The organism is Streptomyces sp. NPDC002779 (assembly GCF_042888685.1).
GTDB lineage: Bacteria > Actinomycetota > Actinomycetes > Streptomycetales > Streptomycetaceae > Streptomyces.
In genome coordinates, this window is sequence record NZ_JBIAQC010000002.1 from 570363 (window position 1) to 595969 (window position 25607).

26 protein-coding genes are annotated in these 25607 nt (G+C 71.2%); 14 read left to right on the top strand and 12 right to left on the bottom strand.

What is annotated here, in order from left to right:
- Positions 1-3 precede the first annotated feature (3 nt).
- Positions 4-1188, top strand: a complete 1185-nt coding sequence (locus tag ACFYW5_RS08175) for an exo-alpha-sialidase (protein ID WP_389416114.1) — start codon at positions 4-6, stop codon at positions 1186-1188.
- Here ACFYW5_RS08175 and ACFYW5_RS08180 read toward each other — a convergent pair.
- Genes ACFYW5_RS08180 through ACFYW5_RS08205 form a run of 6 tightly spaced genes read right to left on the bottom strand, consistent with a single transcriptional unit; the run spans position 1185 to position 7897 of the window.
- Entirely contained in the window at positions 1185-2111 is a 927-nt protein-coding gene (locus ACFYW5_RS08180) for a dihydrodipicolinate synthase family protein (protein ID WP_389416115.1), read from the bottom strand. The two genes, ACFYW5_RS08175 and ACFYW5_RS08180, sit on opposite strands and share 4 nt — an antisense overlap.
- Positions 2108-3121: an oligopeptide/dipeptide ABC transporter ATP-binding protein gene (locus ACFYW5_RS08185; protein ID WP_389416116.1), complete on the bottom strand. Its 1014-nt coding sequence runs from the start codon at positions 3119-3121 to the stop codon at positions 2108-2110. Before ACFYW5_RS08185 ends, ACFYW5_RS08180 begins: the two co-directional genes overlap by 4 nt.
- On the bottom strand, positions 3118-3339 hold the full coding sequence (locus ACFYW5_RS08190) for a hypothetical protein (protein WP_389416117.1): 222 nt from the start codon (positions 3337-3339) through the stop codon (positions 3118-3120). Before ACFYW5_RS08190 ends, ACFYW5_RS08185 begins: the two co-directional genes overlap by 4 nt.
- A complete protein-coding gene (locus ACFYW5_RS08195; RefSeq protein WP_389416118.1) occupies positions 3336-5309 on the bottom strand; it encodes a dipeptide/oligopeptide/nickel ABC transporter permease/ATP-binding protein in 1974 nt (657 codons plus the stop codon). Before ACFYW5_RS08195 ends, ACFYW5_RS08190 begins: the two co-directional genes overlap by 4 nt.
- Complete coding sequence (locus tag ACFYW5_RS08200) at positions 5306-6268, bottom strand: ABC transporter permease (protein WP_389416119.1); 963 nt, start codon at positions 6266-6268, stop codon at positions 5306-5308. The genes ACFYW5_RS08195 and ACFYW5_RS08200 overlap by 4 nt, the downstream gene beginning before the upstream one ends.
- Positions 6269-6271: 3 nt before the next feature.
- Positions 6272-7897 carry an ABC transporter substrate-binding protein gene (locus ACFYW5_RS08205; RefSeq protein WP_389416120.1) on the bottom strand — a complete coding sequence of 542 codons (1626 nt, stop codon included), beginning with the start codon at positions 7895-7897 and terminating at the stop codon, positions 6272-6274.
- Between the two features lie 515 nt (positions 7898-8412).
- On the opposite strand from ACFYW5_RS08205, the gene ACFYW5_RS08210 reads away from it, so the two are divergent.
- The gene (locus tag ACFYW5_RS08210; RefSeq protein WP_389416121.1) at positions 8413-8850 is read left to right on the top strand and encodes a protein phosphatase; all 438 of its coding nucleotides are present in this window, start codon (positions 8413-8415) and stop codon (positions 8848-8850) included.
- A gap of 14 nt (positions 8851-8864) precedes the next feature.
- Here ACFYW5_RS08210 and ACFYW5_RS08215 read toward each other — a convergent pair whose 3' ends face one another.
- Entirely contained in the window at positions 8865-10346 is a 1482-nt protein-coding gene (locus ACFYW5_RS08215) for an alpha/beta hydrolase (RefSeq protein ID WP_389416122.1), read from the bottom strand.
- Positions 10347-10448: 102 nt separating this feature from the next.
- Positions 10449-10982, bottom strand: a complete 534-nt coding sequence (locus ACFYW5_RS08220; RefSeq protein WP_389416123.1) for a GNAT family N-acetyltransferase — start codon at positions 10980-10982, stop codon at positions 10449-10451.
- 263 nt (positions 10983-11245) lie between these two features.
- Here ACFYW5_RS08220 and ACFYW5_RS08225 point away from each other — a divergent pair, with 263 nt between their 5' ends.
- From ACFYW5_RS08225 to ACFYW5_RS08270, 10 genes are all read left to right on the top strand, one after another.
- Positions 11246-12040, top strand: coding sequence for an SCO2525 family SAM-dependent methyltransferase (locus ACFYW5_RS08225; RefSeq protein WP_389416124.1), 795 nt, complete (start codon positions 11246-11248; stop codon positions 12038-12040).
- 59 nt (positions 12041-12099) lie between these two features.
- On the top strand, positions 12100-13950 hold the full coding sequence (locus tag ACFYW5_RS08230) for an SCO2524 family protein (protein ID WP_389416125.1): 1851 nt from the start codon (positions 12100-12102) through the stop codon (positions 13948-13950).
- Between the two features lie 4 nt (positions 13951-13954).
- Entirely contained in the window at positions 13955-14872 is a 918-nt protein-coding gene (locus tag ACFYW5_RS08235) for an SCO2523 family variant P-loop protein (protein ID WP_389416126.1), read from the top strand.
- Positions 14869-15849, top strand: coding sequence for an SCO2522 family protein (locus ACFYW5_RS08240; protein ID WP_389416127.1), 981 nt, complete (start codon positions 14869-14871; stop codon positions 15847-15849). Before ACFYW5_RS08235 ends, ACFYW5_RS08240 begins: the two co-directional genes overlap by 4 nt.
- Before the next feature lies 1 nt (position 15850).
- Entirely contained in the window at positions 15851-16819 is a 969-nt protein-coding gene (locus tag ACFYW5_RS08245) for an SCO2521 family protein (protein ID WP_389416128.1), read from the top strand.
- Positions 16820-16880: 61 nt separating this feature from the next.
- Positions 16881-17840 (top strand): DUF6879 family protein, encoded by a 960-nt coding sequence (locus ACFYW5_RS08250; protein WP_389416129.1) that lies wholly within the window; start codon positions 16881-16883, stop codon positions 17838-17840.
- A gap of 41 nt (positions 17841-17881) precedes the next feature.
- Positions 17882-18091, top strand: a complete 210-nt coding sequence (locus tag ACFYW5_RS08255) for a hypothetical protein (RefSeq protein ID WP_389416130.1) — start codon at positions 17882-17884, stop codon at positions 18089-18091.
- Positions 18092-18245: 154 nt separating this feature from the next.
- The gene (gene recO, locus ACFYW5_RS08260) at positions 18246-18992 is read left to right on the top strand and encodes a DNA repair protein RecO (protein ID WP_389416131.1); all 747 of its coding nucleotides are present in this window, start codon (positions 18246-18248) and stop codon (positions 18990-18992) included.
- A 16-nt stretch (positions 18993-19008) separates the two neighbouring features.
- Complete coding sequence (locus ACFYW5_RS08265) at positions 19009-19842, top strand: isoprenyl transferase (RefSeq protein ID WP_389416132.1); 834 nt, start codon at positions 19009-19011, stop codon at positions 19840-19842.
- Positions 19839-20192, top strand: a complete 354-nt coding sequence (locus ACFYW5_RS08270) for a hypothetical protein (RefSeq protein ID WP_389416133.1) — start codon at positions 19839-19841, stop codon at positions 20190-20192. The genes ACFYW5_RS08265 and ACFYW5_RS08270 overlap by 4 nt, the downstream gene beginning before the upstream one ends.
- A gap of 7 nt (positions 20193-20199) precedes the next feature.
- Here the strand turns inward: ACFYW5_RS08270 and ACFYW5_RS08275 are convergent, their stop codons facing one another.
- Genes ACFYW5_RS08275 through ACFYW5_RS08290 form a run of 4 tightly spaced genes read right to left on the bottom strand, consistent with a single transcriptional unit; the run spans position 20200 to position 23352 of the window.
- On the bottom strand, positions 20200-20610 hold the full coding sequence (locus ACFYW5_RS08275) for a Fur family transcriptional regulator (protein ID WP_389416134.1): 411 nt from the start codon (positions 20608-20610) through the stop codon (positions 20200-20202).
- Between the two features lie 59 nt (positions 20611-20669).
- Positions 20670-21572: a metal ABC transporter permease gene (locus ACFYW5_RS08280; RefSeq protein WP_389416135.1), complete on the bottom strand. Its 903-nt coding sequence runs from the start codon at positions 21570-21572 to the stop codon at positions 20670-20672.
- Positions 21572-22339, bottom strand: a complete 768-nt coding sequence (locus tag ACFYW5_RS08285; RefSeq protein WP_389416136.1) for a metal ABC transporter ATP-binding protein — start codon at positions 22337-22339, stop codon at positions 21572-21574. The genes ACFYW5_RS08280 and ACFYW5_RS08285 overlap by 1 nt, the downstream gene beginning before the upstream one ends.
- Before the next feature lie 17 nt (positions 22340-22356).
- The gene (locus ACFYW5_RS08290; protein WP_389416137.1) at positions 22357-23352 is read right to left on the bottom strand and encodes a metal ABC transporter substrate-binding protein; all 996 of its coding nucleotides are present in this window, start codon (positions 23350-23352) and stop codon (positions 22357-22359) included.
- A 131-nt stretch (positions 23353-23483) separates the two neighbouring features.
- On the opposite strand from ACFYW5_RS08290, the gene ACFYW5_RS08295 reads away from it, so the two are divergent.
- On the top strand, positions 23484-24866 hold the full coding sequence (locus ACFYW5_RS08295; protein WP_389416138.1) for a glycine--tRNA ligase: 1383 nt from the start codon (positions 23484-23486) through the stop codon (positions 24864-24866).
- A gap of 129 nt (positions 24867-24995) precedes the next feature.
- The gene (locus tag ACFYW5_RS08300; RefSeq protein ID WP_389416139.1) at positions 24996-25607 is read left to right on the top strand and encodes a LysE family translocator; all 612 of its coding nucleotides are present in this window, start codon (positions 24996-24998) and stop codon (positions 25605-25607) included.

The following is a 25607-nucleotide window of genomic DNA, read 5'->3' on the forward strand; positions in this document are numbered from 1 at the left end:
TCGATGACCCTCCTGACCCGCACACTCCTCGTCACCGCAGTACTTCTCACCCCGCTCACCGCGACCGGCCGGGCCTCGGCGGCCGCCGACTGCACGTCCTCCGTCCCGTACGTCTCGGGGCAGGGCGGCTACCACACGTACCGCATCCCGGCGACGATCACCACCCGCCTCGGCACCCTGCTGGCCTTCGCCGAGGGCCGGCACGACGGCGCGGGCGACACCGGGAACATCGACGTCGTCGTCAGACGCTCCTCCGACGGCGGCTGCACCTGGGGCCCCCTGAGAGTGGTGGCCACCGGGAACGGCGACACCCGGGGCAACCCGTCGCCGGTGGTGGACCCCCGTACGGGCGCGATCGTCCTGGTCACCTCCTACAACGGCGGCACGGTGACCGAGGGCCAGATCATGCGGGGCGAGGTGACACCGGAGCAGAGCCGCCGGGTCTTCGTCCAGAAGAGCTGGGACGACGGCATGCGCTTCAGCGCGCCGCGGGACATCACCGACCAGGTGAAGCGGACGAACTGGCGCTGGTACGCCACCGGCCCCGGACACGCCGTCGCCCTCCGCCACGGCGCGCACCCGGGCCGGCTGGTGGTCCCGTCCAACCATTCGGCCGCCCCGCCGCCCGGTTCCGCCGACTCCGGCCAGGAGCCCAAGTACTACGGCGGCCACGCCATCTACAGTGACGACGGCGGCACCACCTGGCACATGGGTTTCATGGACGACGTCTACGACAACAGCCACAACGCCAACGAGACCGCGGCCGCCGAACTGCCCGACGGCAGGATCTACTTCAACGCCCGCGACCAGCACGGCGCCGACATCGGCCACCGGATCGACAGCTGGTCGGCGGACGGGGCGCGGACCCTGGTCCGCCCGTACGCGATCCAGCCCACCCTCAACGAGGTGCCGGTGGTGCAGGCGAGCGTCCTCCAACTCCCCGGCCTCGGGGCACCCCTGCTGTTCGCCGGGCCCTCGGTGCCCACCTCGCGGCAGTCCATGGCGGTGTGGCGCAGCACCAACGGCGGGGTGACGTTCACCAAGGCGGTGACCCTGTCCCAGCAGCGGGCCGCCTACTCCGACCTGGTCCAGGTCGACCCGGCGACGGTCGGGGTCCTGTACGAGACGGGGGCGAAGAGCCCCTACGAGACCATCGAGTTCCGTCGCCTGCCGGTGAACGCGCTCTAGAGCAGCCCCGCCGCGGCGAGGAACTTGCCGACCCGTTCGGTCTCCTCGGCGCCGAGCGGCACCTGGGGCTCCGCGGTCGCCGGGCAGTCGATGATCCCGCGCAGATGCAGGGCCGCCTTGAAGGCGCCGAGCGCCGAGGAGCTGCCGCCCATCCGGGTGGGGTCGCCGGCCCGGACCATGCCGAACAGGGCGCACAGCCGCTCCTGTTCGGCCCGGGCCCGGTGCAGGTCGCCGGCCCGGCACAGGCGGTCCAGCCGGACGTAGCCGTCCGGGTCGACGTTGGCGAGGCCGGGCACCGCGCCGTCCGCGCCCAGCGCGAGCGCGGCGTCGACGAGCAGCTCGGAGCCGGTCAGCAGGGTGAAGCCGGTGAGGCCGGGGCGGGCGCGGACGCCGGTGACGATCGCGCGGAAGCCGGCCAGGTCGCCGCTGGAGTCCTTGAGCCCGGCCAGCACGCCCTCGGCGGCCAGCTCCAGGACCAGCTCGGCGGGGAGCTTGGTGTGCACGGCGGCCGGGATGTCGTAGGCGAGGACGGGGACCGGGCTCCCGGCGGCGATCAGCCGGTAGTGCCGGGCGATCTCGGCGGGGTGGGTCGCGGTGTAGAACGGGGCCGTCGCCACCACCGCGTCCGCCCCGGCCGCGACCACCTCGCCCACGTGGTCCAGCACCCGGGGGGTCGTCATGTCGATCACCCCGGCCAGCACCGGCAGCCGGCCGCCCACGTGCCGTGCCACCGTCTCCACCACGAGCCGCCGCTGCCGGTCCGTCAGGTAGGCCGCCTCGGAGGTCGAGCCGAGCACGAACAGGCCGTGCACTCCACCGTCCATCAGATGGTCGACCAGCCTGAGCAGTGAGGGGACGTCGACCTCGCGGTCCGGTGTCAGGGGGGTGCAGACGGGTGGGACGACACCGGTGAGCGTGTTCATGAGGGCTCCGTTGCGGGCTGTGCCAGGTCGCGGGTCGACCGGTCCTCCTCGACAGGATGGTGGCAGCGGTACCGGTGCCCCGGGGTGGACGCGTCGGAGAAGGCGGGCATCTGCTGTGCGCACAGCTCCGTCGCCTTCCAGCACCTCGTCCGAAAGGGGCAGCCGCTGGGCGGCCGGGTGGCCGAGGGGACCGGTCCGGTCAGCGGGATCGGGTCGACCGGGTCCAGCAGGCCGGGGGTGGCGGAGAACAGTGCGCGGGTGTACGGGTGACAGGAGCGGTCGGTCACCCGGTCGGCCGGGGTCTCCTCCACGATCCGGCCCAGGTACATGGTGATCACGCGGTCGCTCATCCGGCGGACCGTCTGGATGTCGTGCGAGACGAAGACCAGGGACAGGCCCAGGCGCTCCTTGAGGTCGAGCAGGAGGTTGAGGATCTGGGCGCGGACCGACACGTCCAGCGCGCTGGTCGGTTCGTCCGCCACCACCAGGTCCGGGTCGAGCGCCAGGGCGCGGGCGATGGCGACGCGCTGCCGCTGACCGCCGGAGAGCTGGCCGGGGAGAGCGTCGGCGAGGGCCCGGGGCAGACCCACCAGGGCCATCAACTCCGTTACCTTTTCCTCCCGTTCGCGGCGGGTGCCCTCCTCGTGGACGTCCATCGGGTCGCGCAGGATCCGCCGGATGGGCAGGCGCCGGTTCAGGGCCGTCGAAGGGTCCTGGAAGATCATGCCGGTGCTGCGGCCCACGGTCCGGCGCCGCTCGTCCGCCGACATGCTCCACAGGTCACGCCCCCGGAAGGCCACCGTCCCGGCGGTCGGCCGCTCCACCCCCACCAGCACCTTCGCCAGCGTCGACTTCCCGCACCCCGACTCGCCCACGACCCCGACGGTCTCACCGGGCGCCACGGCGAGATCGGCACCGGTCAACGCGTACACCCGGTCCCGCGCGAACAGCCCGCCGCTGCGGGCCTTGTGGACGACGTCGGTGCCGGAGAGTTCGACGATCGCGCTCATGTCACGGCCTCCGTCGTCGTGGGGTTGTCCGCGGGGTGGGCGGGGCGCCCGTCACGCCGACCGTCTTTCCGGGGGCGGCCATGGTCGGGTCGGTGCCGGTCAGCGGGGTAGCCCTCGGTCCGCGCGAACAGCCCGCCGCTGCGGGCCTTGTGGACGACGTCGGTGCCGGAGAGTTCGACGATCGCGCCCATGTCACGGTTTCCGTCGGGTGTGCTCACTGCACGGCCTCCGTCGGCGCCAGGGTGACCGCCGGGTGGTGGCAGGCGGCCGTGTGGGTGGGGGTGCCCAGCAGGTCGGGCGGGGTGGTGCGGCAGTGTTCCGTCGCCCGGGGGCAGCGGTCGGTGAAGCGGCAACCGGCGGGGAAGTCCGCGGGGGACGGGACGACGCCCTTGATCTGCGTCATCCGCTCGGCGGCCCCCTCCAACGACAGCACGCTGCCGAGCAGCCCGCGCGTGTAGTGGTGGGCCGGTGCCTCCACCAGGTCCGCGGTCACCCCGGTCTCGACGACCTGTCCGCCGTACATCACCACCACCCGGTCGGTGACGTCCGCGATCAGGGCCAGGTCGTGCGAGACCAGGATCAGCGCGAAGCCCAGCTCCTCGCGCAGCCGTAGCAGCAGCGCCATGATCTGCGCCTGCACGGTGACGTCCAGCGCGGTCGTCGGCTCGTCGGCGACGATCAGCTTCGGGTCCCGGGACAGGGCCATGGCGATCAGCACGCGCTGGCGCTGGCCGCCGGAGAGCTCGTGCGGGTAGCTGCGCAGGGTGCGCTCCGGGTCGAGGCCGACCAGGGTGAGCAGTTCCCCGGGGCTGCGCCGGCCACCGCGCCGTACGACCTGCTTGAGCTGGGCGCGGATGGTCATCGCCGGGTTCAGGGAGGACAGGGCGTCCTGGTAGATCATCGCCATCTCGTGGCCGAGCAGTCTGCGCCGCGCCCGCATCGGCTCGGCCAGCAGGTCCCGGTGGTGGAAGCGGACCTGACCGCTGACCCGGGCGCCCCTGGGCTGGAGCCCCATGACGGTCAGCGCGGTGAGCGACTTGCCGCAGCCCGACTCGCCGACCAGGCCCAGCACCTCGCCGGGCTGCACCTCGAAGCTGATGCCGTCGACGATGTCCACGCCCCGGTGGCGCCCCTCGAAGCCGATGGCGAGGTTCTCCACCGCCAGCACCGGCTGGGCCCCCGTGGGCAGCGGCCGGGCCCGCGTCCGCAGCCGGCGGGCCGCCTCGGCCAGGCCGGGCAGGGCGACCACCGTGCCGCCGCCCGGCTCGGGCGCCTCGACCGGGTCCGCCTCCTCGGGGACCTCCACCTCGCGGGCCGCTGGTGCCGCCCACGCGTCCGAGACGCCCTCGGACAGGATGTTCAGCGAGAGCACGGTGAACAGGATCACCAGGCCCGGGAAGACCGTCGCCCACCAGCCCCCGGTCAGCACCATGTTCTTGCCGTCCGCGATGACACTGCCCCAGGACGGGTCGGGCGGCCGCACCCCCGCGCCGATGAAGGACAACGACGCCTCGAACACGATGGCCTCGGCGACCTGCACGGTGCAGAAGACCAGCACGGGGGCCGCGCAGTTGACGGCCACGTGCCGCCACACGATGTGGGGGGTGCGAGCGCCGATCACCCGTTCCGCGGTGACGTAGTCCTCGCCGTACTGGTCGACGACGTTGGCGCGCACCACACGGGCCACCGGCGGGGTGAACAGGAAGGCGATGGCACAGATCAGGACGGTGATCCCGCCGCCGAACACGGCCACCAGGACGGCCGCGAGGGCGATCCCGGGGAACGCCATCACCACGTCCAGGCAGCGCATCAGCGTCTCGTCGACCGCCTTGCGGGAGGTCGCCGCGACCGCCCCGATCAGCGCGCCCGCCACCAGGGCGAGCCCGGTGGCGCCGAGGCCGATGGCCAGGGACCAGCGGGCCCCGTACATCAGCCGGCTGAGGATGTCCCGGCCCAGGCTGTCCTGGCCCATCCAGTACGCGGTGGAGGGATGCCCGGTGCCGTCGACGGGCGGCTGCTGGTCCAGCGGATCGTGCGGGGCCAGCAGCGGCGCGAACACGGCGACGAGGACCACCAGCACCAGGAAGCAGAGCGCCAGCTTCGACATCAGGGGCAGCCGCCGCCGGCCGCGCAGCCGGATGCCGGGGCGGGAGAGGGCCTCGGTGAGGCTCCTGCGCGTCATGATCATGCGGTCGCATCCCTCAGTCGCGGGTTGACCAGCAGGTAGAGCACGTCGATCACGAGGTTGACGATCACGAAGCCGAACGCCGTGGTCAGCACCACGCCCTGGACGACCGCGGGGTCGCCGTTCTTCACCGCGTCGATCATCAGCTTGCCCATGCCGGGCAGCGAGAAGATCGTCTCGATGACGACCGCGCCGCCCAGCAGATAACCGACCCGCAGTCCCAGCACGGTCAGCGGATTGACGAGGGCGTTCCTGAGCACGTTCCGGCCCACCACCACCCGGGGCGGCAGCCCGCTGCCGATCGCCGTACGGACGTAGTCCTTGTCCAGTTCCTCCACCACCGAGGTCCGCACGATCCGGGTGAGCTGGGCCGCCACCGGCAGGGACAGGGCGAGCGCGGGCAGCGTCATCGTCTTCAGCCAGCCGGTGAAGGAGTCCGCCGGGTTGATGTAGCCGCCCGCCGGGAACCAGCCGAGGTCGACCGCCAGGTACTGGATCATCAGCAGCGCCAGCCAGAAGCCGGGCGCGGCCACGCCGGTCAGCGAGACGACCCGGATGATCTGGTCCGGCAGCCGGTCGCGGTAGACGGCCGCGGTGACGCCGCCGAACAGCGCCAGCACCATGGCGATGCCGAGGCCGAGGAAGGTGAGCTGCATGGTGAGCGGCAGGGCGGTCAGCACCTGGTCGATCACCTCGCCGCGGGTGAGCGCGCTGATGCCCAGGTCGCCGTGGAGCAGGGCGCCCACGAAGGCGAGGTAGCGCACCGGCAGCGGGTCCAGCAGGCCGTTGTCCTCGCGGAACCGGTGCAGTTGCTCGGGGGTGGGGTTCGCCCCCTGGAAGAAGGCGGACGCCGGGTCGGCGTCCGAGAAGCGCATCACCACGAAGACGAACAGCACGATGCCGAGCATCAGCGGGACGAGCAGCAGGACACGGCGGAGCAGGATCCGCAGGACCGCGGTCATCCGTTAGGCCCACTTCGCCTGGAGCACGTTGATACCGGGGTACGGCTGTGCCCTTATCCCGGCGAGGAGGCCCGCGTTCCAGGCCGTCATCAGCTCGTTGTGCACGACCGGGTAGAGCACGGCCTGCTCGGCGACGACGTCGATGTACTCCTGGATCATCGTCTTCTTCCGCTCCGGATCCGGCTCCTGGATGGCCCGGTCCATGTCCTTGAAGAGCTGCCGGGCGACCGGGTCGGTGGCCCAGCGGGTGTAGCCCATCCACAGGTTGTCGGGGCCGTAGTTGTAACGCATGATCAGGTCGGGGTCGAGGCCGAACTGGTTGGGGTTCGAGGCGGCGGCGACGACCTGGTAGTCCTGCTTCTGGTCCAGCTTGGTGAACACGGCCGTCGTCTCCTGCGGGGACAGGGTCGTCCGCACGCCGATCGCGTCCCAGGAGGACTTGATGGTCGGCAGGCAGTCCACGATCCAGCTGACGTTCACCGCCAGGATGTCGATCTCCAGCCCGCTGACCCCGGCCTCCTTCAGCAGCGCCTTCGCCCGGTCGGGGTCGTGGTCGTAGACGGTCCTGGCGCGCCGGTAGGCGGGGTTGGCCTCGTCGAGGAAGGAGCTCGACGGCTTCCCGTGGCCCTTGAGGGCGACCTCGACCAGCTTCTCGGTGTCGATGGCGTAGTGCAGGGCCTGGCGGACGCGGACGTCGTCGAAGGGGCGGTGCCGGGTGTTGAACATCAGGAACAGGTTGTTCATCCCGGCCCCGCCCCCGACCGTGAGCCCGCTGCTCTGGAGCTGCCCGATGTTGGCGTAGGGGATGTTGTCGGAGATCTGCGCACCGGCGCCGGCGCCCGAGATACGGGCCACGCGGGGGGCGGCGTCCACGATGGTCAGCCAGTTCATCTTCTTGAAGGCTGGCCTGCGCGGGCCGTTGTAGGCGGCGAACGCCTCGAAGGTGGTGTGGGACTTCGGGTGGTGCGCGGTCTGCCGGTAGGGGCCCGAACCGATCGCCTTGCCCCGGATGGCGTCGTCCCAGCCGCCGGGCCGGGAGTAGACGTGCTCCGGCATGATCTTGGCGAGGGTGAGCCGCGAAAGCCCCTCCGGGAACGGGAACTTGAGCACCAGTTCCACGTTGCGCGCGTCGACCTTGCGTACGTCCTTCAGCCAGCTCGCGAAGAAGCCCTTGGCGAGGGTCTGGGTCCTCGGGTCGAGGATCCGGTCGAAGACGAACACCACGTCGTCGGCGGTGACCGGCTCGCCGTCGTGGAAGGTCGCGCCCTCGCGGAGGGTGAACCGCCAGGTGGTGGCGTCGGGGTCGGCCGGCGCCCGGGTGGCGAGGGCCGCGTACGGCTCGCGGGAGATGGGGTCGGTGTCCAGCAGACCCTCGTAGATGTGGTTGTTGGCGGCCGTGCAGAACGCCGACGCGGTCTGGGTGGGGTCCCAGCTGCCGTCGTTGCCGTAGCCGATGACCGCGGTCAGCGTCCGGTTCGCGCCGCCCGCCCCGCTGCCGGTGTCGATGGTGGACGCGGGCCCCATCGAACAGGCCGACAGGGACGCGGAGGCGACCGCGCCCAGCGCGCCGGTCTGCTTCAGGAAGGTCCGGCGACCGGGCGCCGCCACGCCGCGGGTCACGTCGCGCACGGTTCCTCCAGGAGGACGGGGTGGGGGGAGGGGAGATACGGCGTCCTGGGTCCTGCCAGTCAGCCGCGACCATAGGAGGGGGGATGGGGACGGTCAAGGCATCCCGCGCGGATGGCCTAGAACGGGATAAATCGGACCGATGGGGCGGTGGGCGCCGGGAGGGGGTGCCGACCCCTGTGCGGCACCCCCTCGTGCGCCGCTGCGGCAGCGTCTTGGCGTACGACGTGTCCTGGCCGGAGTCGTGGACCAGCGTGCCGTCGGCGTCGTAGCCCTTGACCCGGGGCGCGACCGTGACCTGCTCGTTCAGGACGCCGGAGGCCGCGAACCAGCCGTGGCCCAGGGCCGCCTCGCTGGTGGCGCCGCCGTAGGAGACGGTGACCTTCGCGACCGAGGAGGGGTCGACGGTACCGATCACGCCCCACCGGAAGGGGAGCGCCCACTTGCCCTTGTCGAGGAACGACTGAACCTGGGCGGATTCGGTTGCCCGGGATCCGGGGCCGGGTTGGAATACCTCCATGACCGGCGAGGAACAGTGGGACGAGCGGGCCCCCGGAGTGCTCCGGCTGCCCTCGGGGCGGCTGATCCGGGGCCGGGCGCTGCGCCGCCCCCCGGCCCCGGACGCGCCGCCGCCGTCGTACGGCGTCTACCTGCTGGGCCGGCGGCCGCCCGAGGTCCCCTGGGAGTCCCGCTGGCTGTGCTGGCCCGACTTCCGGCTCCCGGCCGACCGTGCGGCGGCCCGTGCGGTGCTGGCCGAGGTCTGGCGGCGGGCCGCGGGCGAGCGGGTGGAACTCGCCTGCGGCGGCGGGCGCGGCCGTACGGGGACGGCGCTGGCCTGTGTCGCGGTGCTGGACGGCGTACCGGCCGGGGCGGCGGTCGCGTACGTCCGCCGCCACTACGACCCGCGGGCGGTGGAGACGCCGTGGCAGCGGCGGTACGTACGGCGGTTCGGCTGAGCGGTGACGGGGCCTCAGTCGCAGTGGACGTCCCGGGCGGGCCGCTCACCGGTGGCCAGGAAGCGGGAGACCAGCCGGTCGCCGCACTCGGTGCCGTTGGCGAGGTAGGCGTCGTGGCCGGTGGCGTCGTTGACCACCATGACCGCCCGCTCACCGAGCGCCTCGCGCAGCTTCCTCGCGCCGCTGAGCGGGGTGGCCGGGTCGCGCTCGTTCTGTATGAGCAGGAGGTTGGACGGACCCCGGTCGGTGATCCGCACCGCCGGCTCCCTCTGCGGGAACGGCCAGGCCGCGCAGAGCATGGCGTTGCGCGGCATGCCCGCCGTCAGCGGGTACTTCGCGCGGCTCTCGGTGACGCCCTTCTGGTACACGGCGGCGTCCGTCGGCCACGCGGAGTCGTTGCAGATGCTCCCGGCGCCCACCCCGAGGTAGTTCTGCAGCACCTCCTCGGGTGGGGACGGCGGCGCGGGCGGCACCTCGCCCTTCTCCGCGGCCCGGATCAGCTGCGCGAGGCCGGGGAAGTCGTCCGGGTCGTACATGGCCGAGAGCATGGCCTGGCGCAGTTCATTGCCGTCCAGCACCGGCGGGTTGGCGCCGGGCCGGGGGAGCGGCTCGCGGTCGAGCCGGGCGGCCAGTGCCAGGAACCGCACGCGCACCTCCTCGGGAGTACGGGCCACCCGGTCCGGGTTGCCGGGCCGCGACGCCCACCTGGCGAACGCGGGGAAGACGTCCTCCACGCCCTGCTCGAACGCGGCCAGCCAGGCCCGCACCACCCGGTCGGGATCGGGGTTGTTGTTGCTGTCCAGCACGAACCGGTCGGTGCGGTGCGGGAACAGCTGGGCGTAGACGGCGCCGACATAGGTGCCGTACGACACGCCCCACGCGGACACCTTCCGCTCGCCGAGCGCGGCCCGGACGCGGTCGAGGTCGCGGGCCTGGTTGGCGGTGTTGATGTGCCGGATCAGCTCGCCGCCGTTCTCGGCGCAGGCGGCGGACACCCGCCGGGCGGTGGTCATGTTCTCGGTGACGGAGCCGTCGACGGCGGGCCAGGGCCGCAGCCTGGAGGCGGCGAGGTCGCCGTACTCCACGTCGCAGGTGACGGTGGTGGAGGGGGCCATCCCGCGCGGGGCGAATCCGATCAGGTCGTAGGCGTCCCGCACCTTCTGCGGGAGCCGCTGCCCCTTGCCCGACGGGTCGCCGAGGCTGTCGCCGCCGGGGCCGCCGGGGATCAACAGCAGGGCGCCCCGGCGGGCCGCGGGATTCTCGCTGGGGATACGGGAGATGACGATGTCGATCGTGCGGCCGCCGGGGTCGGCGTAGTCCATCGGTACCGGGACGGTCGCGCACTGCTGCCGTGGATCGAGCCCGTCCCCCTCGCACGCGCTCCACTCGAGGGCCTCGGCACGGCCGCCGCCGTCGAAGGCGCCGGCCGGTACGGCGAGACCGAGGACGACCGCGGTCGCGGCGATCAGGGCTGCACTTCTCGTGATCTGCTGCATGCACAGCAGCCTGGCGGATCTTGACGGCACGTCACATCCGGGTAACGCCCTGTGTTCCGGGGGGATTGCCCCCATCTCCGGGCTCGGGGTGACCCCTCCGGGTCACAGGTGCAGCGTCATCACCAGCCGGTCCTCGCCGGGCCCGAAGTAGTCCTCGCGCACGCCCTCCTGCGACGAGAACCCGATCGACCGGTACAGCATGATCGCGGCGGCGTTGGTCGGCTCGACCGTCAGTCCGACCTCGCGCACGCCCTCGGTGCGCAGCCGGCGCAGCACCTCCAGCATCAGCCGCCGGCCGAGCCCCCGGCCGCGCTGGTCCCGGGTGACGCCCAGGCTCATGATCCAGCCCCGGCGGCCGTCGGAGGTGGTCGGGAAGAGGACATAGCCGTGCAGCCGCTCGCCGTCGTCCAGGACCAGCAGACGGTCGCCGTGGACGTCGTACAACTGCCGCAGGATGAAGTAGGGATAGGGCTCCGCGGGGAACGCCTCGCGGTCGACGCGGACGAGTTCGGGCAGGTCGGCCTCGGTGACGCCTCTCATCGTCAGGGGCCGGTCGATGAACGCCCGGTCGCGGAAGAGCGCATGGCCGGTGCGGCCGCCGCGCGAAGGGAAACGTTCCTCTGGAAGAACCGCCATGCCGCCCCCCTGCGGGTCCGGGTCAATTGCGCGTTGACACCCGTACGGGTGGTACGAGCGAGACGCGAGGGGTCTGCCTTTCGGGTGTGTTCGGCAGAGTTCCGACCATCTTGCGGGGGACGATCGGGCCGTTCAAGGCCGGATCAGGTCGCGGGAATCCATTCGCCCCCATGCGCCCCGCGTGCGCCCCGCCCGGGGTCGTTGTTCTGTCAGATTGGTGCAAGGGGGATCCGTGGTGCTCCCGCCGTTGGTACCGTTGATGAATGACCTTGCGCTCCTCGGGAGATGCCCAGCTGAATGCGGATGTGTCCTGGGCGGCATTCGACCCGATCGCCTATGTGGATCACAACTACCGCGACTTGCAGGCGGAAGACGCGGAGATCCTTTCCGTCATCAGGGATCATTTCGGCGATCATTTCCCGAACCGTGGCGTCCGACCTGTTTCAGGAATCGACGTCGGCGCCGGCGCCAATCTCTACCCCGCGCTCGCGATGCTGCCCTGGTGCGACGAGATCACGCTCTTCGAGCGCTCGCCCGCCAACGTCCGCTACCTCCGGTCCCAGGTGGACTCCTACGACGGGAACTGGGACCAGTTCTGGCGCGTGCTGTGCAAGAACGACGCCTACGGCGCCCTGGACATGGACCCGCGGGCCCGCTTCCGGGACGTCGCCCGGGTGGCCGAGGGCAACCTCTTCGACCTGGTGCGGCACGAGGGCCGGTGGTCGATGGGGACGATGTTCTTCGTCGCCGAGTCGATGACCTCCTCCCACGAGGAGTTCGACCGGGGCGTCGAGTGCTTCCTGCGCGCCCTGGCCCCCGGGGCGCCCTTTGCCGCGGCCTTCATGGAGCATTCCAAGGGCTATCACGCGGGCGCGCATTTCTTCCCCGCCTGCGATGTGGGGGAGTCGGAGGTGTCCGCCAGTCTCGAGCGGTTCTCCGACGATTTCACGAGCGTCCGTCTGAAATCCTCGGCCGCGGTGCGGGACGGGTATTCCGGAATGATCGTCGCCTATGGTCGACGGAATTCGGATTCCCGGATTCCGCCGCTGGGTGACTGAAAACAGCGGAGGGTTTTTTCCTCCATTCCTGGCAGTGCGGCCTGTGTGAGGGGCATGGGATGCAGATCAAGCCACGCCAGCATCTGCTGGACATCTGGCAGGCGCTCGGTCGCCACTCGTTCGAAGCGGGGGAGTGGAACTGGGGCGAGTACGGCGGTGAGAGCAGCGTCGCCGACGCGGAGCGACTGCTCTGCCTCTTCTATCCGGCCACCGAGATTCCCGCGTTCCGGCTGGACGACCCGGACACCACCCAGGACGACGTCCAGCAGGTGCTGAAGAAGGCCGGCGGACGCCTGGACATCCCCGCCAACCTCGTCACGGCCGCCGCCGAGTTCATGCGCACCCACACCGGCGAGGACAAGCGGCCCACGTTCGCCGGGGGCTACTACTTCGGCGCCCGCGACCCGTCCGAGGAACTCACCGAGGAACAGCGCCGGCTCGGCGTCGTCGACTCCTACTCGATGTCCATCACCCTGTGCCTGGCCACCCTCGGCTTCCTCAAGGTCTACGAGAACAAGACCCGGCGCACCGACATCAAGGAGACCATCGCCGAACTGCGCTCCGCCACCAGCAGCAGGCTCACCGCCGCCATGGTCAGCCTGCTGCGCTCCTTCACCGTCAACGTCTTCGACACCGACTCCTCCCAGGGCCAGACCCTGTGCGAACTCCTCGGCCAGGGGCGGATGTCGCAGCGCCAGGTGCTGAAGAAGTTCCAGGACCGCTTCCGCCCGCTGCGGGCCGCGATCGTCGAGAGCCTCCAGCTCGGTATCGACGTCCAGGAGGGCCTGAAGGACGAGAGCCAGCTCTTCGAGTGCGGCTGGGCCTGGACCCTGGTGAAGGACGCCCCCGAGGTCGACACCGACGAACCCATCGGACCGCAGCCCGAGGGCACCGCCAACGCCGTGCCCTACCTGTACTTCACCGTCGTCGCCCTCGACGGCATCCAGGACCTGTTCTCCGACCGCACCCTCACCCTCGGCCTGCTCAACACCGAGCAGCAACGGCTCGCCGAGGCGCTCCGCCTGCGCTGGGAGCTCACCCAGCAGTACTGGTCCCGGATCGCCCGCTTCGACGCCGACCGCTGGCCCCTGGAGGACATCCCCTGGCGTACGACGGGACAGAAGCTGGAGTCCGAGTACTTCTCCCTCTCCGTCGCCGCCATCCTCGTGCACGACCTGATGCGCCGCCGGGCCACCGACGAGGACCTCAACCGCACGGTCACCATCATGGAGCGCCTCGCCGAACGCGGCCGCATCACCAGCCGGATGACGGTGGACGACCCCATGGTCCACGCCCTGCACAACGTCGGCGTCGCCCTGCCCCTGCAAGGCAGCGACCGGCTCGGACCGCTGATGACCTGGTCCATGAGCGACTTCTCGGCGCAGCTGCTGAAGCGGACCGTCCAACTGTGCACGCTCTCCCGCAACCTGACCGCGCACGACCGGCTGCTCGGGCTCGCCGAGGCCATCTTCGACCACATGTGGCGCCGCCGGATCCGCGACGGCGAGGGCGCGGGGCTCTGGGACAACGTCCACGCCGCCTACCCCGAGGCCGACATCCTCAAGCGGCGCGTCCCGGTGTCCTGGAGCATCACCGAGCGCGTCACCGAAGTGATGGTGCAGGCCCACCAGATGTACCAGCAGCCGCCGATCCGCAGCCTCGAACTGATCGAGCTGGCCAAGGCGCTGCTCTCCGAGGCCGCCCATCTCCTCGGCAACGAACAGATGGAGCCCGCCCCCAAGGACGACGGCCGGCACGGCATGCAGCTGCGCCAGATCGAGGTCAAGCTGCGCCGCGCCCGGCTCCTCGTCGACGAACAGCCCGGCACCGCCTACTCGCTGGCCCTCGACGTCCTCGGGCAGCTCGACGCCCTCGGCCGGGCGCGCGAAGCCGCGGCCCAGGGAGTGTGACCCGGTGCTGATCTTCGCCGCCTCCGACAAAGGGGGCACCGGGCGCTCGGTGACCAGCGCCAACCTCGCCTACCACCGGGCGCTGGCCGGGGACGACGTCTGCTACCTGGACTTCGACTTCGGCTCGCCCACCGCCTCCGCCGTCTTCGACGTGCCCGACGCCCGCCAGGCCGCCGAGGACCGCGGACTGCACTCCTACCTGGTGGGCGAGGTCGGTGAACCCGTCCGGGTCGACGTCTGGGCGGACACCGAGCACCGGGTGCTGCGCAACCGGCCGCCCGGCTCGGGCCGGCTGGTGCTGATGCCGGGCGACCTCAGCGGCGGCGAGTTCGCCACCGACGACGACAACCTCCGGCGCTGCGTGGATCTGCTGCTGCGGCTCAACTCCGAGTTCGACCTGATCGTCGTCGACCTCAGCGCGGGCCGCTCCTACGCCGTCGACATGGCCCTGGAAGCCACCTCGGTGCCCGAGATGCGGGGCGTCGAGGCGCGCTGGCTGGTCTTCCACCGGTGGACGCGGCAGCATGTGGCGGCCGCCGCGGGACTGGTCTTCGGCAAGCGGGGCATCGTCGCCGGCGGGGTCGCCCGCGGCCACGACGAGGACGCGCTGCGCGGCTCCATCCGGTTCGTGCGGGCCGCCGTACCCGATCCCTCCTCGGCGCTGTGGTCGCAGGTCTCGGCGACCCAGTCGGCGTGGATGCGCGAGTGCGACCGGGACCTCAAGCAGCTCGCCTCCTCGCACGGCATCGGCTACAGCCAGGTGCTGGGCGCCGTACCGCTGGAGCCGGTGCTGCAGTGGCGGGAGCAGCTGATCACCGACGAGGACGTGCTCGACAGCCAGATCGCCAACATGGAGACCTGGCAGGCGCTGAGCGACCTGGCCGGCCGGCTCACCGACGACAAGTACTGGGAGCAGGCATGAGCGATGTCGTCTTCCGGGAGACCAGCGCCGAGCCGCGCACCCAGGCCGTACCGCTGTCCCATCTCTCCCTCGAACTCGGCCACCTCTACATGGAGGACTTCGAGGCCGGGCCCAAGCGGCTCGGCGAGCACTTCGCCGAGGTGCGGATCTGGGTGGACGCCGCCCGCGCCTCCGCCGCCCGCCGGGCCGGGACGAACCGGCCGCGGATCAGCACCTGCTTCCTCGTCGACGACTACTTCAGCCGCTTCTCCACCCCGGCCGAACTCCTCCCGCTGATCCTCAAGGAGGCCGAGGAGGCCGGGCTCACCATCGACTACCTGGCCCGCGAGTCCGGCTGCGCGGTCGCCGGCCGCGTCGACCTCGCCGAGTCCGTGATGCACCGCCTCGTCGAGTCGCCGCCGCCCGGCTCCTCCGGGTCCCGCCCGCCGGTCAGCCGCACCGGCTGGCTCGCCAACGGCCAGCGCAGCCCCGGCCGGGGCGCCGCCCTCGCCGAGGTCACCGCCTGGCAGCCGCCCCAGGAGACGGCCGCCCGCAACCACTCCGTCTTCATGGACGTCGAGCTGTGGTCCGACAAGGACGGCCGGCGCCTGTGGTCCTGCCCCTTCCTGGCCGCCGTCTGGCAACTGGCCCGGCTCGGCCTCCTGCGCCACCTCGGCGAACCGGTGCTGACCCCGAAGCCCTGGGACGGCGCCGGCTTCCCGCACGACTGGGACCGGCTGCCGCCGCTGCTCCAGCTGAACCCGGACGCCGACCCGTTCAGCGCCTACCGCACCTGCACCCTGATGCCCAACCGCTTCCTCGCCGTCGAGGACGCCGTCCGGCTGGTCCTGGACCAGACAGACGTCGACGCCCGGGCGCTGGAACAGGTCGACCGGCGCTCGCGCGGCGAACAGGTCGAGGTCCCCGCCGCGGTCGCCCAGCGCGCCTCGTACGTCTTCTACGAGGAGCCCGCCGAGCCCGCCCCCGAAGGGGCCTGAGATGGCGGCCCCCGGACCGTCGGCACGCCCGGTCCTCGTCTGCGGCGAGGTGCGCACCGGTCTGCTGCCGTCCTTCCAGGCACTGGACGGCCGGGCCGCGGCACAGCTGCTCAGGCTGCGCGCCGACGAACCCGTCCGGGTCTCCGAGCGGCCCAATCTGTACGTCCGCTCACCCGAGGTGCTGACCGGCGTGGACTGCCGGCTGCCCACCTCCAACGGCGCCCGGGTACGGGCCGTCGGCACGGTGGCCGCCCGCGCCGCGCTCACCGAGGGCCGGGTGCTCCAGGCGACCGCCTGGTTCAGCGCCCCGGCCACCGGTCCCGATCTGCGCCGGCCGTGGGGGCAGTACCTGGTCCGGCCCGGGCTCGTCGAGCCGTTCGGGAAGCTGCCCGAGCAGGCCACCGCGGAGGGCGTGCTGCGCGGCGCCGGGCGGGGCGAGCTGGACCTCGGGGCGATCGCCGAGGGGCTGCTGGCCCAGCTGGCCCGCCACCCCCTGCTCGACCACAAGGCGCCCTTCAAGTCCCGCCGTACCCACCTGCGGTGGACCGCACGACGGGCACCGGACGGCGAGGGCCCGGCGCTGACCCGTTTCACGCTGGCCGAGGACGGGCTGCGGACGATGGAGCTGCGGCTGCCGGCGGACACCCCGGCGAGCGCGGCGGCCGGGCTGTGCGAGGACCTCGCGCTGCACGACTGGCTGCTGACGACCGTCGTGCGGCTGCTGGACAGCAGCCGGCTCGGCGCGGCGGACGGGCCCGCGGCCGTGCTCGCGCTGCGGCCGGCCGTCGATCATCTGCTGCACCTGTGGATGCCGCGCGCCCATGTGGACCGCGCGCTGGGCCATCTCTGGGACGAGCTGGAACGAGAGCCGGGGTTCACCCGCCAGTGGCAGAGCCTCGTCCAGCGGATCCGCGACCAACTGGCCGTACAGACCATTCCGTTGCTGCACCAGGCGCTGAGTACGCGCTGAGGGGCGGCCCGATCGACACACCCGACGGGGGAGCGACATGAACGGAGCGACGACAGGGGACGTGAGGACGGCACCACCGCCCGAGGAAGAACGCCGGTCGAAACTGTTCCGCAAGACGCTGGTCACCGTGTTACTGGCGACCGGGACGTTCTTCCTGACCAACGTCCTGAGCCCGGACGCGAGTGAGCAGTGGCAGTGGACGATGCCCGTGGTGGTCGGCAGCGCCGTGCTGATCATGCAGTACCTGGTCGACTTCGGCGAGCGGCTGGAAGCCGTGGAGGAGGCCCAGACGCGCCGGATCCGGGGGATGCGGGACAGTCTCGCCGACCATCACCGGGAGATGCGGTCGGCGGTCGACGAGAGCTTCGCCAAGATCAACGCGGCGACCGAACTGTTCAGCCAGGTCGACCGCTCGGTCCTGCGCTCCGACGGGGTGACGCGGCTGGCCCGTAAGTACACCCAGGTCGGCGAGCACGGCTCGGAGATCGTGAAGCGGTTCGCGCAGGAGGAGATCGCCAGTCTCGCGCTGCTGATGGAGAGCCTCAGCAACGGCACCGCGGACTGCCCCGGCGAGAACCACGAGTGGCTGATCGACCTGACCGCGTGCACCAAGAAGACGCTCTACGCCACCAGCACCTCCGTCGACCGGGACTTCTGGTCCAGCGGCCCCGGCAAGCGGTACCTGGTCGCGCAGGGCGACGCGATCAGGAAGCGGGGCGTGGAGATACGGCGGCTGTTCCTCGTCGACGGCCCCGACGAGATCACGGAGGCGCTGCGCAAGTTGTGCGAGCGGCAGCGCAGGTACGGCATCGACGCACGGATCGTCGACCAGTCCGAGCTGGACAACGCGCCGGTGACCTCGGTGAACGACTTCATCATCTTCGACGGTGAGCTCTGCTACGAGATCGAGCCCGATGTGCGGGCCGCGCCCACCAAGACCACGCTGAAGATGACGCCGGGCCATGTGGCGGAGCGCATCGAACGATTCGACACTCTGTGGGAGGCCAGCAGCGCCGACTGAGGCGGCAGGGACAGCGGGGCAGCGGGGAAGGAATGACAGCGGTGAAGCCAGCCGTCGGTTCGCACGTCGTGGACATCTGCACCGGGAGGATCGGCATCGTCATGGGCCACGAAGGCCCGTACGTCCAGCTCAGACCGTACGGCGGGGGCCGCGAATGGGACGTGGCGCCGGACGCCCTGCGCCACGCCACCCCCGCCGAACGCCTCCGCGCGAGCACGCTCACGGTGAGCCACCCCGACCGTCCCCGCTGACCCGCGGCGTACGGGAGAATGGCGCCATGAGTCTGTTCCGCGATGACGGTGTCGTCCTGCGTACCCAGAAGCTGGGGGAAGCGGATCGGGTCATGCTGTGCCTTGCCGGGGGGCAACCCCCGGACCCCCGGCCGGGAGCCCGTGGGGGTGAGCGGTGAGTCTGTTCCGCGATGACGGTGTCGTCCTGCGTACCCAGAAGCTGGGCGAGGCGGATCGGATCATTACCTTGCTCACGCGGGGGCACGGGCGGGTGCGGGCCGTGGCTCGGGGGGTGCGGCGGACCAAGTCGAAGTTCGGGGCCCGGCTGGAGCCGTTCTCCCATGTGGACGTGCAGTTCTTCGCCCGGGGGAGCGAGCTGATCGGGCGCGGGCTGCCGCTGTGCACGCAGAGCGAGACCATCGCGCCGTACGGCGGCGGCATCGTCAGCGACTACGCCCGCTACACCGCCGGGACGGCCATGCTGGAGACCGCCGAGCGGTTCACCGACCACGAGGGCGAGCCGGCCGTGCAGCAGTATCTGCTGCTCGTCGGGGCGCTGCGGACCCTCGCCCGCGGTGAGCACGCCCCGCACCTCGTGCTCGACGCCTTCCTGCTGCGGTCGCTCGCCGTCAACGGCTACGCCCCGAGCTTCAGCGACTGCGCGAAGTGCGGGATGCCCGGACCCAACCGTTTCTTCTCGGTGGCCTCCGGAGGCTCGGTATGCGTCGACTGCCGGGTGCCCGGTAGCGTCGTACCCTCGCCGGCCACCCTGGAACTGCTCGGTGCGCTGCTCACGGGAGACTGGGACACCGCCGACGCCTGCGAGGCGCGGCACGTCCGGGAGGGCAGCGGGCTGGTGTCGGCCTATCTGCACTGGCATCTGGAGCGCGGGCTGCGTTCGCTCCGGTACGTGGAAAAGTAAGGGAGACGAGGGGCACATGGTCGTACGCGGGATCCTGGGGCGGCAGCGTCGGGAGTACAGGGCGCCGGAGCCGCATCCGTCCGGGGCCCGTGCGCCGAAGCTCCCCGGGGAGCTCGTCCCGAAGCATGTGGCGATCGTCATGGACGGGAACGGGCGCTGGGCCAAGGAGCGCGGGCTGCCGCGCACCGAGGGGCACAAGGTCGGCGCCGAGCGGGTGCTGGACGTGCTGCAGGGCGCGATCGAGATGGGCGTCGGGGCGATCTCGCTGTACGCCTTCTCCACCGAGAACTGGAAGCGCTCGCCCGACGAGGTGCGCTTCCTGATGAACTTCAACCGCGACTTCATCCGCAAGACCCGGGACCAGCTGGACGAGCTCGGGGTGCGGGTGCGGTGGGTCGGGCGGATGCCCAAGCTGTGGAAGTCGGTCGCCAGGGAGCTGGAGATCTCCCAGGAGCAGACCAAGGACAACGACAAGCTGACCCTGTACTTCTGCATGAACTACGGCGGGCGCGCCGAGATCGCGGACGCGGCGCAGGCGCTGGCCCAGGACGTGCGGGCCGGGCGGCTCGACCCGTCGAAGGTGACCGAGAAGACCTTCGCCAAGTATCTGTACTACCCGGACATGCCGGACGTGGACCTGTTCCTGCGGCCGAGCGGGGAGCAGCGCACGTCCAACTACCTGCTCTGGCAGAGCGCCTACGCCGAGATGGTCTTCCAGGACGTCCTGTGGCCCGACTTCGACCGGCGCGACCTGTGGCGGGCCTGCGTGGAGTTCGCCTCCCGGGACCGCCGCTTCGGCGGCGCCATCCCGAACGAGGAACTGCTGGCCATGGAGGGCCGCCAGGAGTGAGGCTCGTCCGGGGGTGCGCGGCGGGCCTGGTGTTCGGGTTCGCCGCGCTGCTCGTGCTGCTCTCCTTCGGCGGCACCATCGAGATGGAGAGCTTCCCGGGGCTGCGGGAGAACATGGCCCCGCTCGTCGTCTCCATGCTGGTGTTCGCCGCCCTGGTGTCCGTCGGCGCGCTCGCGCTGGCCGGCCGGCGGTCGTACGCGGGACGGTTCGCCGTCGTCTGCCTGGTGGCCCTCATGGGCCTGCGGATGTGGACGCTGACGCCGATGCTGCACTGCTGGTCACACGACAGTGTGGGCCGCCTGGACGACGGCTCCTACTACTGCGTCGACCGGGGGGACTCCGGCGCCTGAGGGCCGCTCAGCGCGCGGCGCACTCCGCGCAGGTGCCGAAGATCTCCACCGTGTGGGCCACGTTGACATAGCCGTGCTCGGCCGCGATCGCGTCCGCCCACTTCTCGACCGCGGGGCCCTCGACCTCGACCGCCTTGCCGCAGACCCGGCAGACCAGGTGGTGGTGGTGTTCGCCGCTGGAGCAGCGGCGGTAGACGGACTCGCCGTCGGAGGTGCGCAGGACGTCGACCTCGCCGGCGTCGGCGAGCGACTGGAGCGTGCGGTAGACCGTCGTCAGACCGACCGAGTCGCCCTTGTGCTTGAGCATGTCGTGCAGTTCCTGCGCGCTGCGGAACTCGTCGACCTCGTCGAGGGCCGCCGCCACGGCGGCCCGCTGCCGGGTGGATCGGCCCTTCACGGGCGGTCCAGCGGTCGTCACGGGGTGCCTCCTCAGGTCTGCCTGCCGGGCCATTGTGCCAGCCCGTGCTGTCGGCGCGGTCAGACGCCGACCTTTCCGCCGGGACCCCGGCCCGGCGGAATCACGCACTCGGCCGGGTCCCCGGCGCCCTGCGCGGCGGCCAGGGCCCGCGCGCGGCGCCGGGCGAGCGGCGCGGCCAGCGCGGTCAGCAGGACGAACGCCCCGATGGTCAGCAGCACGATCGTCGCGCCGGGCGGCACGTCCTGGTAGTACGAGGTGACCGTGCCACTGATCGTGACGGTCACGCCGATGGCCACCGCGATGGCGAAGGTGGCGGCGAAGCTGCGGCTGAGCTGCTGGGCGGCGGCCACCGGGACCACCATCAGCGCCGACACCAGGAGCAGCCCGACCACGCGCATCGCGACGGTCACCGTCACGGCCGCCGTGACCGCCGTCAGCAGGTTCAGGGCGCGCACCGGCAGGCCGGTGACCCGGGCGAACTCCTCGTCCTGGCTCACCGCGAACAGCTGGCGGCGCAGACCGAGTGTGACCAGCACCACGAAGGCGGCCAGTACGCAGATCGCGGTGACGTCCGACTCGCTCACCGTGGACAGGGAGCCGAAGAGGTACGAGGTCAGGTTGGCGTTGGAGCCCGTCGGCGCGAGGTTGATGAACATCACGCCGCCGGCCATACCGCCGTAGAAGAGCATGGCGAGGGCGAGGTCGCCGCGGGTCTTGCCGTACCAGCGGATGAGCTCCATGAGGACCGCGCCGAGGACGGAGACGACGGTCGCCATCCAGATCGGGGACCAGGAGAGCAGGAAGCCCAGGCCGACGCCGGTCATCGCCACGTGGCCGATGCCGTCGCCCATCAGGGCCTGGCGGCGCTGGACCAGGTAGATGCCGACGGCGGGGGCCGTGATGCCGACCAGGACGGCGGCGAGCAGGGCCCGCTGCATGAAGGCGTAGTCGAGGATTTCCATCAGCTCAGCAGTCCCGTGCGGATCGGCTCGGCGCCCGCGGGGGCGTGCGGGTGGACATGGTCGTGGCCGGGCAGCGCGTGCTGGCCGACGGCCTTCGGGGGCGGGCCGTCGTGGACGACGCAGCCGTCGCGCAGCACCACCGCGCGGTCGATCAGCGGCTCCAGGGCGCCCAGTTCGTGCAGCACGAGCAGGACCGTCGTACCGGCCGCGACCTGCTCGCGCAGGGTCCGCGCCAGCACCTCCTGGCTGGCCAGGTCGACGCCCGCCATCGGCTCGTCCATGATCAGCAGCTCGGGTTCGGCGGCGAGTGCCCGGGCGATCAGCACCCGCTGGTGCTGGCCGCCGGAGAGCGCGTCCACGGAGTCCTTCGCGCGGTCCGCCATGCCGACCAGCTCCAGGGCCCGGCGCACCGCCGCCCGGTCCGCCTTGCGCAGCAGGCCGAAGCGGGCGCGGGAGAGCCGGCCGGCGGAGACGACCTCGGTCACCGTGGCCGGGACGCCGCCCGCGGCGGTGGTGCGCTGGGGGACGTAACCGAGCCGGTGCCAGTCGTCGAAGCGGCGGCGCGGGGTGCCGAACAGCTCGATCTCGCCGGCGCTCACCGGCACCTGGCCGATGACGCTGCGCACGGCGGTGGACTTGCCCGAACCGTTGGCGCCGAGCAGCGCGACGACCTCACCGCCGGACACGGTGAGGTCGATGCCGCGCAGGACGGGCCGCGAACCCAGGTCGGCGCGTACGCCGCGCAGGGATATGACGGGCTCGCTCATACGGTCCTCCGAAACGGTCACTTGGCGCCCAACGCGGCCTGCAGGGCCTTGAGGTTGGCGTCCATGACCTGGATGTAGTCCTCGCCCTCGGACTTGTCGGTGATGCCCTCGAGCGGGTCGAGGACGTCCGTCTTGAGGCCGGCGTCCTTGGCGAGGGTCTTCGCGGTCCGGTCCGATACCAGTGTCTCGTAGAAGACCGTGGTGACGCCGTCGGCCTTGGCCTCCTCCTGGAGTTCCTTGATCCGGGCCGGGCTGGGCTCGCTCTCCGGGTCGAGGCCGGAGATGGCCTCCTGGGTCAGGCCGTAGCGCTCGGCGAGGTAGCCGAAGGCGGCGTGGTTGGTGAAGAACACCTTCGTCCCGGTGTTCTTCAGGCCGTCTTCGAACCGGGTGTCGAGGCTGTTCAGCTTCTCGACCAGGGCCTCGGTGTTCTTCTTGTAGTCGGCCGCGTGGTCCGGGTCGGCCTTCTCGAAGGCGGCGCCGACGCCCTTGGCGACCTCGGCGTACTTCACGGGGTCGAGCCAGATGTGCGGGTCGAGGGCGTGCTCCTCCTCCTCGGAGTGCGCCTCTTCCTCGGAGTGGCCCTCCTCCTCGGCGTGACCCTCTTCCTCGGCGTGCTCGTGGCTGTCCTCCAGGCTGCCGTGGTCCTCGAGCTTCGTGAGCGTGGCGGCGTCGATCGTGGTCTTCACGCCGGCCTGCGCTATGGCCTCGTCGACGGCGGGCTGGAGGCCCTTGAGGTAGAGGGCCGCGTCGGTCTCCTGGAGCTGCGCGGTCTGCTGGGCGCTGATCTCCAGGTCGTGCGGCTCCTGGCCGGGCTCGGTGAGGCTGGTGACGTTCACGTGGTCCCCGCCGATCTGCTCGGCGAGGTAGGCCATCGGGTAGAACGACGCGACGACGTCGAACTTCTCCGTGTTGCCCGCGGCGGCGCTGCCGGAGCAGGCGGAGAGGGTGCCGAGACCGAGGGCGGTGACGGCCGCCACGGCCACCCGGGATATGTGCTGTCGTCGTACGTTCATGACAGTCATTTTCAACAAATTTGGAAACGGTTGTCAACAAACGCCGGTCACGGGACCGATTTGATACCGGGGGTGGCCGCGCCGGTAACCTGGGGCATTCGCTGCCGTCCATTCGTCATGAAGAGAGCACCGTGGCCGCCGACAAGATCGACACCATCGTCAGCCTGAGCAAGCGCCGTGGCTTCGTATTCCCTTGCAGTGAGATCTACGGCGGGCAGAAGGCCGCCTGGGACTACGGACCCCTGGGTGTCGAGCTCAAGGAGAACCTCAAGCGCCAGTGGTGGCGCTACATGGTGACGTCGCGCGAGGACGTCGTCGGTATCGACTCGTCCGTGATCCTGGCCTCCGAGGTCTGGGTCGCCTCCGGCCATGTCGCCACCTTCACGGACCCGTTGACCGAGTGCACCTCCTGCCACAAGCGGTTCCGCGCGGACCACTTGGAGGAGGCCTACGAGGCCAAGCACAACCGCCTCCCGGAGAACGGCCTCGCGGACGTCAACTGCCCCAACTGCGGCATCAAGGGCCAGTTCACCGAGCCCAAGCAGTTCTCGGGTCTGCTCTCCACCCACCTCGGCCCGACGCAGGACTCCGGCTCCGTCGCCTACCTGCGCCCCGAGACCGCCCAGGGCATCTTCACCAACTTCGCCCAGGTGCAGACCACTTCGCGCCGCAAGCCGCCGTTCGGCATCGCCCAGATGGGCAAGTCCTTCCGCAACGAGATCACGCCCGGCAACTTCATCTTCCGCACCCGCGAGTTCGAGCAGATGGAGATGGAGTTCTTCGTCAAGCCGGGCGAGGACGAGAAGTGGCAGGAGTACTGGATGGAGCAGCGCTGGAACTGGTACACCGGCCTCGGTCTCCGTGAGGAGAACATGCGCTGGTACGAGCACCCCAAGGAGAAGCTCTCCCACTACTCCAAGCGCACCGCCGACATTGAGTACCGCTTCCGGTTCGGCGGCAACGAGTGGGGCGAGCTGGAGGGTGTCGCCAACCGCACCGACTACGACCTCTCCGCGCACTCCAAGGCCTCCGGCCAGGACCTCGCCTACTACGACCAGGAGGCCCAGGAGCGCTGGACGCCGTACGTCATCGAGCCCGCGGCCGGTGTCGGCCGCGCGATGCTGGCGTTCCTGCTGGACGCCTACGTCGAGGACGAGGCGCCGAACGCCAAGGGCAAGATGGAGAAGCGCACGGTGCTGCGCCTCGACCACCGGCTGGCCCCGGTGAAGGTCGCGGTGCTGCCGCTGTCCCGCAACGCCGAGCTCTCCCCGAAGGCCAAGGGCCTCGCCCAGGCGCTGCGGCAGAACTGGAACATCGAGTTCGACGACGCCGGCGCCATCGGCCGCCGTTACCGCCGCCAGGACGAGATCGGCACGCCGTACTGCGTGACGGTCGACTTCGACACCCTGGACGACAACGCGGTGACGGTCCGCGAGCGCGACTCGATGAAGCAGGAGCGGGTCTCCCTCGACCAGATCGAGGGCTACCTGGCCCAGCGCCTGCTGGGCTGCTGACGACCGCCGACGCCCCCGCCGGACGAGCACATCGGCTCGTCCGGCGGGGGCGTCGTGGTGTGGTGGTCCTTCATGGAGACATCGCATTGGCCCTGTAGCCGGGGCCATCGCGCGGCCAGGCTGGTCCGCATGAGCCTCGCCTTTCTGCTGACCACGCTGGTCGTCGTCGCCACCCCCGGTACCGGGGTCGTCTACACCCTCGCGGCCGGTCTGTCGCACGGGCGGCGGGCCAGTGTGGTGGCCGCCTTCGCCTGCGCCCTCGGGATCCTGCCGCACATGCTGGCCACGATCACCGGGGTGGCCGCCCTGCTGCATGCCAGCGCCACGGCCTTCCAGATCCTGAAGTACGCCGGTGTCGCCTACCTCCTCTACATGGCCTGGGCCACGCTGCGGGACAAGGAGGCGATCACCGTGGACCGCACGGCGGCGCCGATGTCGGCCGGGCGGATGATCGTCCGGGGCGTGCTGATCAATCTCCTCAACCCCAAGCTGACGATGTTCTTCTTCGCCTTCCTGCCTCAGTTCGTGGACCCGGAAGGGCCGGGCGCGGTGCCGCGGATGCTGGCGCTCAGCGGGGTGTTCATGGCGGCGACCTTCGTCGTCTTCGCGCTCTACGGCGTCCTCGCCGCCTCCGTCCGCAACCAGGTGATCGCCCGGCCGAGGGTGATGGCCTGGCTGCGCCGCAGCTTCGCCGGGTCCTTCGTGGCCCTCGGGGCGAAGCTGGCGTTCACCCCCCGGTAG

Bases quoted from the DNA above. Each gene is read 5' to 3' on its own strand.
- ACFYW5_RS08215 (WP_389416122.1), bottom strand. From the start codon at position 10,346: ATGCAGCAGATCACGAGAAGTGCAGCCCTGATCGCCGCGACCGCGGTC.
- ACFYW5_RS08225 (WP_389416124.1), top strand. From the start codon at position 11,246: ATGACCTTGCGCTCCTCGGGAGATGCCCAGCTGAATGCGGATGTGTCC.
- ACFYW5_RS08210 (WP_389416121.1), top strand. From the start codon at position 8,413: ATGACCGGCGAGGAACAGTGGGACGAGCGGGCCCCCGGAGTGCTCCGG.
- ACFYW5_RS08245 (WP_389416128.1), top strand. From the start codon at position 15,851: ATGGCGGCCCCCGGACCGTCGGCACGCCCGGTCCTCGTCTGCGGCGAG.
- ACFYW5_RS08265 (WP_389416132.1), top strand. From the start codon at position 19,009: ATGGTCGTACGCGGGATCCTGGGGCGGCAGCGTCGGGAGTACAGGGCG.
- ACFYW5_RS08230 (WP_389416125.1), top strand. From the start codon at position 12,100: ATGCAGATCAAGCCACGCCAGCATCTGCTGGACATCTGGCAGGCGCTC.
- ACFYW5_RS08195 (WP_389416118.1), bottom strand. From the start codon at position 5,309: ATGATCATGACGCGCAGGAGCCTCACCGAGGCCCTCTCCCGCCCCGGC.
- ACFYW5_RS08290 (WP_389416137.1), bottom strand. From the start codon at position 23,352: ATGAACGTACGACGACAGCACATATCCCGGGTGGCCGTGGCGGCCGTC.
- ACFYW5_RS08240 (WP_389416127.1), top strand. From the start codon at position 14,869: ATGAGCGATGTCGTCTTCCGGGAGACCAGCGCCGAGCCGCGCACCCAG.
- ACFYW5_RS08285 (WP_389416136.1), bottom strand. From the start codon at position 22,339: ATGAGCGAGCCCGTCATATCCCTGCGCGGCGTACGCGCCGACCTGGGT.
- ACFYW5_RS08220 (WP_389416123.1), bottom strand. From the start codon at position 10,982: ATGGCGGTTCTTCCAGAGGAACGTTTCCCTTCGCGCGGCGGCCGCACC.
- ACFYW5_RS08200 (WP_389416119.1), bottom strand. From the start codon at position 6,268: ATGACCGCGGTCCTGCGGATCCTGCTCCGCCGTGTCCTGCTGCTCGTC.
- ACFYW5_RS08175 (WP_389416114.1), top strand. From the start codon at position 4: ATGACCCTCCTGACCCGCACACTCCTCGTCACCGCAGTACTTCTCACC.
- ACFYW5_RS08180 (WP_389416115.1), bottom strand. From the start codon at position 2,111: ATGAACACGCTCACCGGTGTCGTCCCACCCGTCTGCACCCCCCTGACA.
- ACFYW5_RS08280 (WP_389416135.1), bottom strand. From the start codon at position 21,572: ATGGAAATCCTCGACTACGCCTTCATGCAGCGGGCCCTGCTCGCCGCC.
- ACFYW5_RS08185 (WP_389416116.1), bottom strand. From the start codon at position 3,121: ATGAGCGCGATCGTCGAACTCTCCGGCACCGACGTCGTCCACAAGGCC.
- ACFYW5_RS08300 (WP_389416139.1), top strand. From the start codon at position 24,996: ATGAGCCTCGCCTTTCTGCTGACCACGCTGGTCGTCGTCGCCACCCCC.